A 17,342-nucleotide genomic window follows, 5' to 3' on the forward strand; every position below is an offset into this window, starting at 1 on the left:
ATATGATGTTAAGAATATTTCTCTTTTTGTATCTGTTTTCGAATATTTGCTTCGCCCAACTCGACGCTAAAGTGTCCATAGTTCCAGTGGAATTGGAAGATTATTGGGTGGAAGAATTAAGTCCATTAACAGATTTAAACGAAATCGTTACCTATATACATCACGACCCATATAATTTTATTTTTGTAGATTTTATTCCTGGCGGAAATCCTCTCGCTCGAGAAATTTCAGTAAATTCTTTCTATGGTGTTCGTTCGCATCCTATTCATAAAGTTGTGAAGTTTCATAGGGGTGTTGACTTACAAGGAATTCAAGGCGAACAAGTGATAGCGAGTGGACACGGAAAAGTAATTGATGCTGGCTTTAGGGAAGATTTAGGTAATTTTATAAAAATTCAGCATAAATATGGCTTTGAATCCATTTATGGGCATTTAAGTAAAATTTCAGTTAAAAAAGGCCAGGAAGTGTTAAAAGGCCAAAATATTGGTAAGGTTGGAGCAACGGGTAAAGTAACTGGGCCACATCTTCACTATACGCTTAAAAAGAATCAAGAATATTTAGATCCTTTCGATTTTCTTTTCATGACTTTTGAAAAGGCTTTTTAAAAAAAAGGTTTTGAAGAACTTACGTTTCCCAAAACCTTTAATTCTTTGAATACTTCTATTTTACTCCACAGTAACCGATTTAGCCAAGTTTCTTGGTTGATCTACATTTCTTCCTCTCATTACCGCTATATAATATGACAGTAATTGCAGAGGTATTACAGTCAATAATGGTTGCAAGATTTCATGCGTATTTGGTACTTCTATGGCAAAATCTACCATTTTCTTAACTTCCACATCACCTTCTGAAACTATCGCTATCACTCTACCTTTTCGAGCTTTCACTTCTTGAATGTTTGAGACTACCTTCTCATACGAACTATCTTTTGTGGCAATAAATACCACGGGCATATCTTCATCTATTAATGCAATAGGCCCGTGTTTCATTTCAGCAGCAGGATATCCTTCGGCGTGTATGTATGAAATCTCCTTAAGTTTTAAAGCTCCTTCCAAAGCAACCGGGAAGTTTAAGCCTCTACCCAAAAATATAAAGTTAGACGCAAAAGTGAAGAGTTTTGATATATCTTTAATTTCTTCGGCACTTTTTAATATTTCCTCAACTTTCTGCGGTATTGCAGCCATTTCAGTTAATAGTCTCCTAAAAGTATCTTCGTTTATGGTGCCTTTAGCATGAGCAGTAGCAATCGCAATCATCGTTAATACCGTAACTTGGGCAGTAAAAGCTTTCGTACTCGCAACGCCTATTTCTGGGCCGGCATGTGTGTAAACCCCTGCTTCAGTTACTCTTGAAATAGAAGAACCAACAACATTACATACGCCAAGTATAATTGCACCTTTTGATTTCGCCAACTCAAGAGCCGCCAAGGTATCTGCCGTTTCTCCCGATTGAGAAATTGCAATTACAATATCTCCTTCTTTTATGATTGGGTTGCGGTAGCGGAATTCTGAAGCGTATTCTACTTCAACATTAATTCTGGCAAGTTCCTCAAATAGATACTCCCCAACCAAACCCGCATGCCACGAAGTTCCGCAAGCGACAAATACTATTCTTTTGGCTTTTGCTAGTTTTGAGATATGATTTCTTAAGCCGCCCAATTGAATGATGGCTTCATCAGCGTTTATTCTTCCACGAAGACAGTCAGCGATTGATTTAGGCTGCTCAAAAATTTCTTTAAGCATAAAATGGTCATATCCGCCTTTCTCTATGGCTTCTAATTCCATTTCCACAGTTTGGATATAGGGATCCTGGATTTCGTTTTGAAGGTTTTTGATACTTAAGCCGTTTTCATTTACAACAGCTATTTCCAAATCATCAAGATATACAACTTCTTTGGTGTATTCGATTATTGGCGTAGCATCTGAAGCAAAAAAGAATTCGTTTTCACCAACACCAATAACTAGTGGGCTACCTTTTCTTGCAGCAACTAATTCGTTTGGATTTTCAGCATCAAGCACAACTATTGCATAAGCACCAACTACTTCTTGAAGTGCAATTCTAACAGCTTCAGGTAAATCACAATGTTTAGTTTTCTGAATTTCTTCTATAAAATTGACTAAAACTTCCGTATCAGTTTGACTATGAAATACATAGCCTTTGTTTATTAAGATTTGCTTAATAGAAGAATAATTTTCTATGATTCCGTTGTGTATAATGGCAAATCGTCCGGAATTTGATTTGTGTGGGTGGGCGTTTACGTCATTGGGTTCTCCATGAGTTGCCCATCTTGTGTGTCCTATGCCAATATTTGCAAAGATTCCTTCATTCGCTAAGACATTTTCCAGATCAACTACTTTGCCTTTTTTCTTAAAAACACCTAAACCTTTTTCATTTATAACCGCAATTCCAGAACTATCATATCCGCGATATTCTAATCTTTTCAATCCTTTAATTATTAAAGGAGCGGCATCCCTATGACCAATATAAGCTACTATTCCACACATATATAATTTCTTAAAATATTACAATAAAAGAATACTTTTCGTTACAAAATTAATGAATATTTCTTAAGTATATTTTTCTTAAAATTTTAAATTATTTTAAAAAATACAATTAGTCTTTAACTGCTTAGATTAGAGTAAGTTGGGTAGTAATATATTTATTTTTAGGTATTTGTGAAAATTGCCTTTTCTGATTTATTAATTTATTTTAAAAAAAAAGAAATTTTTTAAAATCAAAAGACGAGAATAAAGTTATAGGCTTTGAATGTATAATTATTCTTTGAATAATTATAATACCTTATTAATTTGGTTTCTGAATACACAAAAAAAAGAGCCTTAAAAAGGCTCTTAATATTTAGAATAATATATTTTTAATTTGGGTTTGGTAAAAACCATTCGGCGTAAATTGTCATTAGCAAGAATTCCATTGCCGGTACTTAAAAGTGCCGCTGGCATTAAAATTATAGAAGTAGAAGTGACTTTTTTATTTGTAAGTTTTTGCAAGAAATTGGTAATATCCAAATTAACAGTTTGGGTCGTATCTAAAGTAAAAGAAACGCCAGATAAATCATTTCCAATCGGCGTTAAGTATGTAGGGATATTGCCAGAACTTCTTAATTGTTGATTGTTGGTGCCCGTTTCTGCTAGGACATAATTAAATACTTTTGGATAAAGACCATCTAAAGAATTCGGTAGTGTATTAAATTCTAAAATTGCCTTACTTACTTTGATATTGGTGCCTAATTTAGAAATATTGTCAAAGTTAATCTTTGTACTTATACCACTACCTCCCTGAATATAAGATAGGTTACCTGTTTTGTTCGAATTTATTTCATTATTAGACTTAGAAAGTGCTGCTAAGGCTGTGCCACTTCGGTCAAATTCGAAAGAGGTATGCCTTGGGCCGTTTAAATCAAATTGGTAAAAATATTTAGTTGTATCTCCTTCATAATGCCAATCTGCAATTAAAGTACTAGTGCTTGCACTATATGGACCAGTTAGAATAGTATAAACTGATTTGTTTGAACCTTCAGATACAATTGCGAATCCTGGAAAAGCGGAAACAAATTTCGAATTATCTCCGTTTATGGAGGGAGCAGCATTTAGAATTTCCTGAGCAATACTTTTAGGAAGGTCTATGTAATATGAATTAAAAGCTGAATCGTTTTTGAAAGATTTTAATGTAACGCCAAACTTAGCTATTTCGGTTGATTCATATTCTAATTTATCTTCAGCATTGTATCTTTTGTTGTAATCCATCGGGGATTTTAATCTATGTATACTGAAAAAGTTTTTAGCTAAAGTGTCGCCATAAATAAGGCCAAAATTAACCAATCTAAGTCTTAGAGAATCTGCTATTGGATTAGCGTTTACCTTTAAAGTATCGTACGCAACAGCTCCGTTAACATCAGTATAACCCACCATGGTAGGCTGAAAGTAGGTAGTAGCTTTAATGTTACCAAAAATTGGGTCGGTTACATTTCCAAACATCAAATAATTTGACTTGCCATTTACAGTAGAGTCGGCTAAAACTGTAGATATATCTAAACTTAGTGTGTCGGTGTATATAGAAGCTCCGTTTTGAGTTCCATCTAAATCAAATCCTATTTCTCCGGGATTCTCACAAGAAAATACGAAAACAGAAAAAAGCAAAAAAGCAATTTTCTGTAAGTCAGAAAGCATTTTTTTCATAAAATAATCAATCGGCCAGCTCAGTGTAAAGGTTAAAGAAGGTTTCTGTTGAATTTTCGTCATCAAAAAAGGAATCAATTTGTCTGTCTGCAGTTTCATTCAAAGCATTTTTAATTGAGTCATTCAAAGATGGGTTGGCCTTAACAACTACGTCGGCATATTGACACCCGATTTTTATGAATCCAAGGAAGTCTTGAGATCTTAGATTTGCAAGATTCTCATCGCTAATATCCATCATTTTTGCTTTCGGTATCATGTCTTCTGTAAACTTATGTTCAAAGACATTGTTGAAAACCGAAAAAATGGTTTTGGTATTCTTGAAAATAGGGTCGTTTTTGTAAGTAGTTTTCAAATACAATGGAACCAATGCGGTCATCCAGTCAGTACAATGAACCACATCAGGTGCCCATCCAAGTTTCTTCACAGTTTCTAACGCACCTTTGCAAAAGAAAATTGCACGCTCGTCGTTATCATCATAAAAATTTCCTTTTTTGTCAGTAAAGACGGTTTTCCTTTGAAAATAGTCTTCATTGTCTAAGAAATATACCTGGAGTTTAGCAGATGGGATAGATGCTACTTTAATAATCAAAGGTTTTTCTTCTTCTCCGATGGTGATGTTGATTCCAGAAAGTCTAACCACTTCGTGTAACCTATGCTTTCTTTCGTTTATTAATCCGAAACGAGGGACCAATATTCTGATTTCCATACCTCTTTCTTGCATTTCTTGAGGTAGTTTTCTTAATAATGAAGCAATTTTAGAGATTTCTAAGAAAGGATCAATTTCTGAAGAGAGATATAATATTCGCAGTTTGCTCATAAAAAACCAATAATGTTTCTAAATTTATTGTATTTGAATCAAATACAGGTGCAAAGATACTAAAAAATAATCTATTAAAATACAAGGGATTCAAACAAATTGATTTACTTGCCTATTCTATTCACCTAAAAAATGGCATTTTAAATTAATTTTTCGATACATTAGTTTCTGTCAAACTGCAAATATTGCCAGTTTTTATCATTTTTAAATTTAAGAATTCAAGATGTTCATTGGTATAATCAAACAGTGAGCTATTACTTTCGATGCATTGTGAAAAGTAGTCTTTTAAGGGAGCTTCATAAACACTTTCACATATATCTATTATGTCTTGATACGAATATCCAATCCTTTGATCTCCAAATTTATTCCAAAGAGCCAACATTACCTCATTTAATGATTTCGCTTCTCTGAATTTTTTCCGAATTTTAATGTCAAGAATAAGCGAAACTACTGCTCCTTTACTGTAAACACTTACTTTTTTGTTAGGTGTGCCTTTCTCATAGCCATCTACCCAGAGGTCAAAGCTACTTTCTAATAAGGATTGAGAAGCGTTGTCGGATTCTTCAAAATGTCTTCGCAAGGTTGTCTCTAATTCATGTAAATATTGATCATAACTTAATACCCCGCTGCTTAACAAGACCTTATCGCCATAGTACGTTGTGAAACCCTCAGCCACAAAACACGTTTCGAAATAGTTTTCTTTGTCGTAATTATAGGGTAAGAGCTCTTTAGGCCTGATTTTGGCAATATTCCAAGCATGAAAAAGCTCATGTGATGCCAAGCCTAACAAATCATTGTAGTATGTCTGTGGCAATACGCCGTTTTCTCCCAATACCATCATGGTACTATTGGCATGCTCCACACCATGGTAATAACTATTTTCTGGCACAATCAACATAAAGTGGAAGTCCTTTTCAGGGAATTCTCCGAATATTTGAATCTGAGTTTCTGCAATTTTCTCTAAGTCTTGAATAAACCTGTCAGAATCAATTTGGTAGTTGCCTTGTATCCAAACATGAAATTTGGTTTTGAGTACTTCGAATTCTTTGTGAAAAATGTTGTTGCTTATAATAATTGGAGAATCAAAAAAGTGATGATAGTTTTTAGGCTTTATTTTAAAATTGTTACCTATGGATTCTGTTTTTAAACCTGATGCAAATATTACATGATCATTTGTTTTTTTTATGAAAACTTCAAATGATTGGTTTATGTGCTCTAATTCGTAAAGACAAAGGTTGACAGGGTTAATGTATGCATAGCTTTTCTGCAGAAAACTTGTGCCAGCATTTAGCTCATTTGCATAGTATTGGTATTTAATAATCAGATTTTTATTTGTAGTTTCATAAATCGACCAAACGTTTTTCTCAGTTTTTCGCCAAGATATTGCATTGTTTTCATCATCTTTCGCCGAGAAGTTCAAGACGTTTTTTGCGAAATTTTGGAGTTGATATCTGCCAGGACGCCACATAGGAAGATGTAGTTTCCTTCGCGATTCGTTTGAACTAGCTAAACGTATTTCTATATCTATGATTTGTTTTTCAGGATAAAAAGAAAAAAAATACTGAATCATTTGTTTGAGGTTTTTTTATTAAAAATAAATTAATACCTTTGCAGTCCAATTTCGGGTCGAGGAACAAAATTAATAGAAAAAGGATATGAAACGTACATTCCAACCATCAAATAGAAAGCGTACCAACAAACATGGCTTTCGTGAGCGTATGTCTACTCCAGGTGGTAGAAGAGTAATTACTGCTCGTCGTGCTAGAGGTAGATGGAAGCTATCTGTTTCGGATGAAAAATCTCACAAATAAGATTTGAGGTTTTACATTTATTTAAGATATTAGCCGCTTCTTGCGGCTTTTTTCATTTGTACTTACGTGAACACATCAAAGCAAAGTTTTGGCAAAAATGAGCGTATAAAAAGCAAAAAGGTGATCTCTTCACTCTTTGATAGGAATTCTGCTGCCAATTCTTCCTTTCTTATCTACCCTTATAAAGTTATTTTTTCTTCTGTTTCCGTAGACTTAGATAAGGTTTTACTACCACAAGTTTTAATTTCTGTTTCCAAAAAAAAGTTTAAAAACGCTACAGATAGAAATAAAATAAAACGTAGAACTAAAGAAGCTTATCGTCAAAATAAGCTTTTGTTTGGGAAAAATATTACTTTGGCGTTAATATATGTTGCTTCTGAGATATTAGACTATCGTATTCTTGAAAAATCAATGAAAGGTGTTTTAGCGAGGCTTGAAAAGGAAACTCGTCATAAAGCTAGCGACTAAAGAAGGAAGGAAGCTTATGTGCGTTGCAAATATAGCCTCATCTGGTTTTTGGGCCTTAATATTTAGGTTTTCCAAAATCCAATATCCACTTATAATCACGAAGATTTGTAAAATAATCAGTATCCAGCCTTTTTTAGGTTCCAGAAGGGCAACTAATACTGAAAAAAGTATTATAAAGAATAATGATAAATATACTGAGCTCGAAAAATGTATAATCAATACTAGAATTGTTGAAAATAAGAGACAAAGCAAAAAGTTTTGATGAAATTTTAATTTTGGTATTGTCATTGCAGAGTTTTAATTTGGCACAAAGGTATTAAGAATTACTTTTTGAAATAATAATTAAACGATAATCATTACTTCTGCGTTTTGATTTAGTATGAAACAAAATATGATGAACATTTTTAATAAAATAAAGAAGAAATCAAAAATAGCCATCATCGGTTTTTTTGCCACTTCGGTTTTGGTATTTTCAGCCTATACTGTTGATGATAGGCTTTTTGAAATCGCCAAAAACCTCGATGTTTTTGCTACTATGTATAAGGAGTTGAATGCCTTATACGTAGACGAGATAAACCCCACAAAAGCCATGCGGGTAGGAATACAAGCAATGTTGAAAGAACTAGACCCCTACACTGTATTTTATCCCGAAGACGAAATCGAGGACTATTTCACGATGAATACTGGTGCGTATAATGGCATTGGTGCTACTATTGAATATTTTGAGAAAAAACATATTGTAGCTATGCTTTACGAAGATTCTCCTGCTGATAAATCAGGTGTAAAGATTGGAGATCAAGTACTGAAAATCAACGGAATAGATGTTACTGACAAAACGGATGCGGAGTTCGGTAGGTTACTTAAAGGCCAGACCGGGACCTCGGTTAAGTTGACATTGGATAGAGTAGGGCAAAGCAAACCTTTGACAATAAAAGTAGATAGAGGTGTAATAAAAACTCCAAATGTGCCACACTTTGGTATGATTAACGAAGACGTTGGTTACATTCAATTGACGGATTTTAGTGCTACTGCTGCCAAAGAAATTAAAGCCGCAACCCTCGATTTGAAAGACAAAGGAATGAAAAACCTTGTGATTGACTTGAGAGGAAATCCTGGTGGATTGTTGAATATGGCAGTTGAGATTTGTAATTTTTATTTGCCTAAAGATCAGCTTGTTGTGGAGACTAAAGGTAAAGTAAAAGAGTGGAATTATAAATACACCACGAAAGTGCAGCCACTAGATATCGAAATGCCAATTGTAGTTTTGATCAATGGTAGAAGTGCTTCTGCATCTGAGATTGTTTCTGGAACACTTCAAGACTATGACAGGGCAGTTTTGATAGGTCAGAGGTCTTTTGGTAAAGGTTTGGTACAAATCACGAAGGATTTGACATACAATACAAAAATGAAGGTAACTACTTCCAAATATTATATACCTTCGGGAAGGTGTATTCAGGCTATAGACTACGGTCATAGAAAAGCTGATGGGAGTTTGAGCAAATTGCCAGATTCATTAAGGGTTGCATTTAAAACTAAAAATGGAAGGAAAGTATTCGATGGGGCAGGAATAGATCCTGACATTGCTACAAGTCAAGCCGATCAGTCAGATTTCGTTAAAGAGTTAATGAAAACTAAGATGATTTTTTATTATGCCAACAAATATTATTTTGACCACCAAGACATTAAACCCGAAGAGAATTTTAGTGTGAATGATGAAGAGCTTGGTAAATTTGAAAGCTGGCTTAAGACTCAGTCTTTTAGTTATTTGACTTCTGACCAAAAAAGCATTGAAACTCTTGTTAAAACTTCTAAGGCAAGTGGAGAATATGGTGCTATGGAAGCAAGTATAATCGCCTTGAAAAAAGTAGCAGATGCGAAATCGTCAGGTCTTGTAAAGAAGAATTGGTCGGAAATAAAAGAAGCTTTGGCTTTGGAAATATTAAGCAGATATTATTATCAAAAAGCTATGAAATTTGTTGCATTTGACAAAGATCAAGATATTCAAGAAGCTTTGAGGTTATTTAAAGACCCTGCCAAATACAAATCAATTTTGGCTGGAAAATGAAAATATTGTCAATAGAGGCTTCTACTACCGGTTGTTCAGTCGCTTTGTTTGAAAATGATAAATTACTTTCTGCAATAGAAAGTAGGATAGACCGATCTTCTGCTGAATTTTTGACCACTTTAATAGACCAAGTGTTGATGGTTGCTAAGGTTGAAAAACTTGACCTAGATGCTATTGCTGTCGCAAAAGGCCCCGGCTCTTATACTGGTTTAAGAATTGCTGTTTCTACCGCTAAGGGCTTTGCTTTTGCATTAGACAAGCCACTTTTATCTTTTGGTACATTAGACGCAATGTGTTATCAAGTTAATGGTTATCCGGAAGGAATTTTGTTATGCCCAATGATTGATGCTAGGCGTATGGAGGTTTTTTGTGCTTTTTATGATGGAGAAGAAAAGAAACAAAAAATAGCTGTAGAGGCGGTTATTGTGGAGGAACAATCATTTGAGGATATTTTGCTTAATAATAAAGTTTTGTTTTTTGGTGAAGGGAGTGCTAAATGTGAAGATGTTTTGAAAAGTACTAACGCATTGTTTTTAACTGATCCAATAATTCCTTCAGCTGCTTTTTCTGGTAAAATTTGTAATGAAAAATATAATAATGGGGAGTTCGAAGATTTGACTTTATTTGAGCCGTATTATTTGAAAGAATATATGTTTAAAACAAAAAAGCCCTGATTGTCAGGGCTTTTTCTTTTATATTTCGTCTTCTATTTCTACTGGTATTAAAACATCCGTTTTATCTCGGCTTATTGAATTTGCTTTTTGTTTAAACTGCTTGACTTTTCTTGTCAATGTGTCCATGGCTACATCTGTAGCTTCTTCAAATGTGTCCGCCGTTTCTTTTACGAAAATTGAACTTCCAGGGACATTCAGTTTAACTTCAATCTGTTTTTTATGTGTGTTTAATTTATCTCCTTTATCTAATTTTAAGAATACCTCACTACTAATAATTTTGTCATAAAACGTTTCAAGTTTGTTAAGTTTTTTCTGGATAAATTCTCTTAATGATTCGTCTGCACTAAAGTGCACTGCATTTACTTCGATTTTCATACTCACATTTCTATTTAAGTGAAAAAAAATAGTTTAGTATTTGATTGATTTCTCAATCTTTAAAATGAAGTTAGGTAATAAAGAAATACCATCCAAGAGGTTTTTGTTAAAATAATTTAAGATGTTTTTGAGCGGTAAATCTGACAAGTTAAAGTCAAAAATGGGTGTTTCAAAATAAGTTTCGGATGTTACTTTTAATCAGTAGTTTAGAAACAATCTTAATTAAATTTCTGTTTTTTTTGGCAAATTACCAAGCGGCAAAATCTTTGAAAGTTTTTTGAATATTGTTTTCTGTCGGCTTCTTTTTAGCTTCCCAAGTAGCATTTAGTTCTAATGCTACCAAGCCTTTGAGGTTCATAGTAGCCATAAAATCATCTACTTTTTTTATAAAATCTGCATTTCTACGGGCGGACTTTAAAGAATAGTCTCTTGCGAAAATATCTCCTTTTGTCTGAAGTTCATTTTTCTTTTCAATAACATAGTTTAGGCGATCTATGAGGTCTTTCATAGATTTTCCAATTACCTCTGTAGCTTCTAAAGTGCCTATGGTAAGCACGGTAGTGCCTCCAAAGGTAGAAATAAGCCTTTGAGTATCAGGTTTGTTTTTTGTAAAAATAGATGATAAACCAGTAGTTGCACCAAGGGAAGCATTTACAACTGAACGTTGTTTTTTGCCTTTTTTAGATTTGTTGTAGGCTTTCTTTAGCTCTTCTTCTTTCTCTTTTAGTTGCTCCATCAATTCCCATGCTCTTTGAAGTGTCCCAAAGTACAAGCCATAATTTTTGGCGTCTGTTTCAGCTTCATTAATCGTGTTTTTTACAGTAAAGTATATTCGTTTTACCTCCCTTTTTTGAGTTTTATCTAAAACAAAGAAGTCTACGTAAAAACCAAGCGTGTCTTTTGGGTCTTGCACGAAATCATAGCCAGGCATCCAAATAAACTCATATTGATTATTGGTATTCTTTATTAAAGCTTTTTTTTCTATACCTGGTTGGTTTGTTAAAAAATCGAAAATCTCAATGTCATCTTCTCCGTTAGGATCCGTTAAATAAAACCGAATGTTTACATTTTCGTTTTCTTTGGTCGTAATGTGTTCATTTTTAGGAATAACCGTGATTTGTGGAGGCAAGTCCATCTGGGTAGCTTCTATTTTTAGTTTCCCTTTAGTTACTGTTTTGGCAGGTTGATCTTGAATAGAAAATTCAATATATATTGGTTTTTCTTTTAGACTTTTAAATTGATTCTGTGAAGGTTTCCAATTTATTTCGCCTATTGTACTCATATTCATGCCTTCAGGAAGGGTTTCTAAGTTGGGCACAAAAACTATCGGGTCAAGGTCTTCGTCATAAGCCAGATCATTATTGATAGTATAGGTATTAGCATTGTTGAACTGCACATAAAAAGTCTTCAGTTCGTTTAATACTGGCGGTCTGTTGGTATGTTTTACATATATATCTAATGTGTTTGTTATTTGCTGCCCTTCTGTTGTTTTGGCGGCAACAATAATCTGAAAAAGTCGCTCAGATTCTATTCTATCTACAAGATTGTAATTTGGTGTCCATGAAAATTGACCACTGGAATCAAGTTCCATTCCGATGATTTTTCCTTGCTGAATATTGAAACTGTACAAATTTTGGACAGAGTCAGGGCTAATGTTTAATTTGAATTTTATTTCTTTGCCCTCTATTGCTTGATTCCAGTTTAGGCTTTTCTGGATTTCTATTTTTGCTTCTTGGGCATTAGAATATAGTACTGAAAAAACAGAAAATATAATCAAAAAATACTTTGACATTTTTATTTATTTTTTGGGTATTACAACGCAAGGAAAGCCAAACAGGCATCTATCTTTGATGAATTTTTCGACCTCCGCCGGCACGTGTTCTTCCCAGCCGACTTCCCCTTTTTGTATCAATTCCAACATATTATCAGTTTGGATATTTAGGTTCGATTTATTGTAGTGATAGATGTCCTCAATTTTGTTGTTGGCTATTAAGTACCTATATAAATCATTCAAGTGTGCAGGAGGATTAAACTTCATGCAATTCATGATAATATTGTTTCTCAAGGTTGGATAAACAAAGAGTTTAAGTTTACGACTAAACAAAGTGGCAAAAGATTCTAAAATTCCACCAGGTAGATTTTGGTAATTTTCTTCTGCAAAAATATACTCTAAGTTCGGATAGCCTATTATCAATCCTATTTTGAGTTTTGTTATTTTAGAAAGGTAAGCTACTAGTTTATAGTACTCTACGTAATTGGTTATCATTACTGTTTGCCCTAATGCACACAATATGTCCACTCTGTCTAGAAAGTCTTTGTCATCAATACCTTCTTGGCCTTCTTCGAGGGAATGTAACGTAAGCTCAGACACTACAATCATTTTGCTTTCATCCACATCAGGTTCTTGTACAAACTGTTTTACGCCATTTTCGAGCATATCTAGATGCACATTAATAACAGGTCTGAACCTACCTCTTAAAACCAAAATGTGTTTTTTGTAGAGCACATCAGATGGTTGAAGAATTTTTCCATCAGGACCAAAGAGGGCCAAGTCGCAGAAGCCATTTTTAACAAGCCTCAAACTCATTAATCTACTATCTATTTTCTCAAAAGATGGTCCTTCAAATTTGATATAATCTATCTGAATTCTACCTTTTGTCATAGTGTCTCTTAGCGACTCTAATAGAACTTCAGGGTCTTGGTTATAATAAAAACAACCGTAAATTAAGTTTACACCAATTACACCTAATGCTTGCTGTTGAAGTAATGTATCATTATCAAGCATTCTGATGTGCAAAATCACATCGTGGAATTCGCCGTTAGGTTCTAACTGAAATCTGCATCCCATCCAGCCATGCGGCTGATTGTTTTTATGGTAATTTAGAGTAACTACAGTATTGGCAAAGGAGAAAAATTTAGTGCCATTTCCTCTTTGGTTGTGTAATCTTTCTATCAATAAATTGTACTCATGATCTAACATGCTTACCATTCGCTCTTCACAAACGTATCTGCCATCAGCCACGGGTCCATAGATAGCATCGGAAAAGGTCATGTCGTATGCCGACATGGATTTTGCTACTGTGCCTGATGCTCCGCCTGCTTTAAAAAATGCTGCAGCTACATCTTGTCCAGCTCCAATTTCGGCAAATGTGCCGTAAATGTTAGAATCAAGATTTATTTTGAGGGCTTTTTGATTGATACCTAAACCTAAATCATGTACGATAGACATAGAATATTGTTGAAGTTTTAAGGAAAATTGCTATAATGCAAATATAATATAATTTGTACTTTAGGTAGTAAAATAACTGCTTTTTGTCCTTTTTGTTGTATTTAAACTATAAATATTAATTATTTTCTTTAAATATATTATATTGTGAACTAATTGCATCTAATAAAAATTTAATTATTGGAAATATGAAATTTATAATTAATTTGATATTTTCAGAAAAAATTGAAAATAATGAAAAAAAATCTACTTCCTTTAGCTTTTCTATTATTTAGTGTTGGCTTGTCTGCTCAAAAAGGTTTTGAAAACAAGAAAAAATCGCCTGCGGGTGTTCCTGTTTCAGATGTTTTTGAGATAGTAAGTGCTAAAAACTCAAAGCAAAACTCTCCTCCAAAGTTTGCCATTGATCCGAAAGTAAATGGCAAAAAAATATTAAAAGATGAAACGTCAGGAGCGGTTATTTATATTAATAATCCCCTATATACCAGAGATATAAAGAATGCTAAAAAAAGTAGTGCTGAAATGTGCTATGGTTTTTTAAATTCTTTGAAAAACGAACTAAAAATAACAAATGCACAAGACGAGTTTAGGTTAATTGCTGACGAAACTGACGACTTAGGGTTTCGACATATTAAATTAGAACAACACTATAAAGGGGTGCCTTTTTATGGCGGTGAGGCTGTAATTCATGCAAACAAAAATGGTGAAGCGGACTTTATGATGGGTAGGGTATTTCCTAGTCCGAGTGTTAGTACCGCACCGAACTTAAGTGCCGATGCAGCTATTGCTTTAAGTCTAAAAGATCTAGGGAAGATTTCAATTGTTCAAAAAAATGGTGCGATTGGTAAGTTTCTGAAAATGGATCCAGATGTTGCCAGTTTAGTTATTATAAACGAAAATTCAAAGGACAGATTGGCCTATAATATCACGGTTAGGCCTAATATTCTTGAGCGTTGGGTGTATTTTATTGATGCACATTCTGGAGAGGTTATTTCTAAGTTTAACCATACTTGTACTTTGGACGGCGTGGTTAGTGCCAGTTCTAAAGACTTAAATGGGATTACTAAATCTTTTAGTGCAGTCCAGGTTGGGCAGAATTATTTTATGATCGATCCTACCAAAAAAATGTATAGCAATCAGTCTTCTTTACCAAATGATCCTGTTGGAACTGTTTGGACAATTGATGCTCAAAACTCAAGGATAGATGCTAATAAGTTGGATTTAGCTCATGTGACTTCTACCAACAAAAACTCTTGGAATGCAACCGCGGTTTCAGCTCATATCAATGCATCTATTTGTTACGATTATTATCTGTCAAAATTTAATAGAAATTCATTAAATGGAAGTGGCGGAAATATTATCTCTGTAATTAACATAGCCGACGAAGACGGTAAAGGTATGGATAATGCTTACTGGAATGGTCAATTTATGGGTTACGGAAACGGTAGAGATGGTTTTAAACCTTTGGCAGGAGCATTAGATGTGGCCGGGCATGAAATGACCCATGGCGTTATAGAGAATACTGCCAAACTCGAATATAGAAATCAATCTGGAGCACTGAATGAATCCTTTGCCGACATTTTTGGAGCCTTAATAGACCGCGACGATTGGACTTTGGGCGAAGATGTTGTAAAAGCGAACGTGTTTCCTTCTGGAGCATTGAGGTCCTTAGAAAATCCAAACCAAGGTGGGAAAAATGACCCTGGATATCAGCCTAAAACGATGTCTCAATATCAGTTTTTAAGAGATACCCCAAGTGAAGATAACGGTGGCGTGCATATCAACAGTGGCATTCCGAATCATGCATTTTACAAATTGGCAACTGCCGCAGGAATGTCAAAAGACAAGGCTGAGAAAATTTATTGGAGAGTGATGACTACGTATTTAACGCGAACATCAAAGTTTGCAGATTTGAGAGTAGGGGTAATCCAATCGGCAAAAGATCTTTATGGTGATGGTCAAGAGGCAGCAGCGGCCAAAGCAGCTTTTGATTTTGTTGGAATTACAGATGGTTCAACAACCACTGGCGGAAATACAGGTAGTACAGGAACAGGAAATACTACTTCGGAAAATAATATTCCTACTAACCCAGGTACTGAGTCTTTGGTAGCATTTGATCCAACCGATGAAAGTCTTTATTCGGGTGCATTGAATGCCGCAACTTTTAATAAAATTTCAAATGGTTTGGGATGTTTAAACAAACCAAGTGTAACAGATGATGGTAGCTTTGTTTATTTTGTTGGAAAAGATAATCATATTTATAGAGTTGGTTTAGATGGTAAAACGCAACCTCAGAAATTAAGCTCTGATCCAGCTTGGAGAAATGTGGCAGTATCAAAAGATGGCAAACAATTAGCGGCTTTATCTAGCGAACTGGATGCATTTATTTATATTTTTGATTTAGTAAATAACAAAAACAAGAGGTTTGAATTGTATAACCCTACTTATACCCAAGGTGTAAGTACGGGAGAAGTACTATATGCCGATTCATTTGAATGGGATTATTCGGGCGAATTCATTGTTTACGATGCATTTAATCAGGCAAAAAGTACATTCAAGGATATTGAATATTGGGATGTGGGTATTATCAAAGTATGGGATGCTATTAGTAAAAACTTTTCTGATGGCGTGATAGAAAAGATGTTTACCAATCTTGATGAAGGTGACAATATAGGTAATCCGGCTTTAGCTAAAACTAATACAGGAATCTATGCATTTGATTATTTCAATTCTGAGCAAGATGCCTACTATGTTTTGACCATCGACTTCGGTAAATCACAAGATAATATTCAGGTATTAGAAGAAAACAATGATATTGGATATCCGAATTTTTCAAAAGCAGATGCATTTGTATTATTTAATGCACTTGATGGTAACCAATCTGTAATAAAAGGCGTAGCTTTAAAAAGTGACAAAATTTCTCCAAATGGAGCTTCGGAGATACAGTTTACAGATGCCAAATGGGGAGTGACTTACGCTACAGGGACAAGGGCATTACCAACAAAAGAAGCACAAGTAATTTCGTTTAACGCAGTTAGTGATAAAAATCCAAGTACCTCCTTTGACTTGGTAGCGAGCAGTACTTCTAAGTTGCCACTTATTTTTTCGGTGGTATCAGGGGATGCTAATATTGTAAATGGTAAGACTGTAACGCTTGGCTCAACTCCTGGAAAAGTTACGATTAGAATAATTCAGGTTGGAGATTCAAAATACGCAGGAACTACAGCAGATGTGGTATTTTGTATAATTCCTAAAACACCATCTCTTACTGATAATGGGACTTCCGTTACCGCTTCTGGTGGGACGCTTTATCAGTTTTATGTAAATAACAATCCAATTGGTGGACAAACAAATACCAATACATTGAAGAAAGATTTTGGTGGGTCATATACAGTGAAAAATGTAACGGCGGATGGTTGCGTTAGTGCTTCTTCAAATTCAGTATCGGCGGCTGTTTTAGCTACTGAGCCAATTGGATTCGGAGGTGTGATTGTGGCCCCAAATCCTGTTGAAGATAAAATAAACTTAATATTGCCTGAAGGGGAGCTATTAAAGAAATTAGATGTTTTGGATATTTCTGGAAAACAAATTCGGAAAGATTTCAAATTGAATGAGAGTATAAAGTCGCTTTCTTCCGGCCAATATGTTTTAAAAATTCAAACGGACAAACAGACCTATTCTGCTAAGATAATAAAGAAATAAAAAAAGGCCGA

Annotated in this window: 13 protein-coding genes; 6 read left to right on the top strand and 7 right to left on the bottom strand. The window is 34.4% G+C overall.

What is annotated here, in order from left to right; genetic code table 11:
- Positions 1 to 2 precede the first annotated feature (2 nt).
- Complete coding sequence (locus EGI22_RS20535; RefSeq protein WP_310588198.1) at positions 3 to 605, top strand: M23 family metallopeptidase; 603 nt, start codon at positions 3 to 5, stop codon at positions 603 to 605.
- 60 nt (positions 606 to 665) lie between these two features.
- Here EGI22_RS20535 and glmS read toward each other — a convergent pair whose 3' ends face one another.
- The 4 genes from glmS to EGI22_RS20555 all read right to left on the bottom strand — a co-directional run bounded on the left by glmS (position 666) and on the right by EGI22_RS20555 (position 6,580).
- On the bottom strand, positions 666 to 2,504 hold the full coding sequence (gene glmS / locus EGI22_RS20540; RefSeq protein ID WP_255070332.1) for a glutamine--fructose-6-phosphate transaminase (isomerizing): 1,839 nt from the start codon (positions 2,502 to 2,504) through the stop codon (positions 666 to 668).
- Positions 2,505 to 2,849: 345 nt separating this feature from the next.
- Complete coding sequence (locus EGI22_RS20545) at positions 2,850 to 4,292, bottom strand: DUF4270 family protein (RefSeq protein WP_255070333.1); 1,443 nt, start codon at positions 4,290 to 4,292, stop codon at positions 2,850 to 2,852.
- Positions 4,201 to 5,010: a glycogen/starch synthase gene (locus EGI22_RS20550; protein WP_255070334.1), complete on the bottom strand. Its 810-nt coding sequence runs from the start codon at positions 5,008 to 5,010 to the stop codon at positions 4,201 to 4,203. Before EGI22_RS20550 ends, EGI22_RS20545 begins: the two co-directional genes overlap by 92 nt.
- 145 nt (positions 5,011 to 5,155) lie before the next feature.
- Positions 5,156 to 6,580 (bottom strand): M61 family peptidase, encoded by a 1,425-nt coding sequence (locus EGI22_RS20555; RefSeq protein WP_255070335.1) that lies wholly within the window; start codon positions 6,578 to 6,580, stop codon positions 5,156 to 5,158.
- Positions 6,581 to 6,665: 85 nt separating this feature from the next.
- Between EGI22_RS20555 and rpmH the strand changes: the two genes are divergently transcribed.
- The 4 genes from rpmH (at position 6,666) to tsaB (ending at position 10,028) form a co-directional block, all read left to right on the top strand.
- Positions 6,666 to 6,821 carry a 50S ribosomal protein L34 gene (rpmH, locus tag EGI22_RS20560; RefSeq protein WP_255070336.1) on the top strand — a complete coding sequence of 52 codons (156 nt, stop codon included), beginning with the start codon at positions 6,666 to 6,668 and terminating at the stop codon, positions 6,819 to 6,821.
- Between the two features lie 66 nt (positions 6,822 to 6,887).
- A complete protein-coding gene (gene rnpA, locus EGI22_RS20565) occupies positions 6,888 to 7,289 on the top strand; it encodes a ribonuclease P protein component (RefSeq protein ID WP_255070337.1) in 402 nt (133 codons plus the stop codon).
- 391 nt (positions 7,290 to 7,680) lie between these two features.
- On the top strand, positions 7,681 to 9,354 hold the full coding sequence (locus tag EGI22_RS20570) for a S41 family peptidase (RefSeq protein ID WP_255070338.1): 1,674 nt from the start codon (positions 7,681 to 7,683) through the stop codon (positions 9,352 to 9,354).
- On the top strand, positions 9,351 to 10,028 hold the full coding sequence (tsaB, locus tag EGI22_RS20575; protein ID WP_255070339.1) for a tRNA (adenosine(37)-N6)-threonylcarbamoyltransferase complex dimerization subunit type 1 TsaB: 678 nt from the start codon (positions 9,351 to 9,353) through the stop codon (positions 10,026 to 10,028). The genes EGI22_RS20570 and tsaB overlap by 4 nt, the downstream gene beginning before the upstream one ends.
- A gap of 18 nt (positions 10,029 to 10,046) precedes the next feature.
- On the opposite strand, the gene raiA is transcribed toward tsaB, so the two are convergent.
- The 3 genes from raiA to EGI22_RS20590 all read right to left on the bottom strand — a co-directional run bounded on the left by raiA (position 10,047) and on the right by EGI22_RS20590 (position 13,632).
- A complete protein-coding gene (gene raiA / locus EGI22_RS20580; protein ID WP_255070340.1) occupies positions 10,047 to 10,403 on the bottom strand; it encodes a ribosome-associated translation inhibitor RaiA in 357 nt (118 codons plus the stop codon).
- A 247-nt stretch (positions 10,404 to 10,650) separates the two neighbouring features.
- Positions 10,651 to 12,195 carry a hypothetical protein gene (locus EGI22_RS20585; protein ID WP_255070341.1) on the bottom strand — a complete coding sequence of 515 codons (1,545 nt, stop codon included), beginning with the start codon at positions 12,193 to 12,195 and terminating at the stop codon, positions 10,651 to 10,653.
- 6 nt (positions 12,196 to 12,201) lie between these two features.
- Entirely contained in the window at positions 12,202 to 13,632 is a 1,431-nt protein-coding gene (locus tag EGI22_RS20590) for a TonB-dependent receptor (protein WP_255070342.1), read from the bottom strand.
- A gap of 231 nt (positions 13,633 to 13,863) precedes the next feature.
- Between EGI22_RS20590 and EGI22_RS20595 the strand changes: the two genes are divergently transcribed.
- Positions 13,864 to 17,331, top strand: coding sequence for a M4 family metallopeptidase (locus EGI22_RS20595; protein ID WP_255070343.1), 3,468 nt, complete (start codon positions 13,864 to 13,866; stop codon positions 17,329 to 17,331).
- The last annotated feature ends 11 nt before the right edge of the window (positions 17,332 to 17,342 follow it).

This window comes from Lacihabitans sp. LS3-19 (assembly GCF_024343575.1).
In the GTDB taxonomy this organism is placed as follows: Bacteria; Bacteroidota; Bacteroidia; order Cytophagales; family Spirosomataceae; genus Leadbetterella.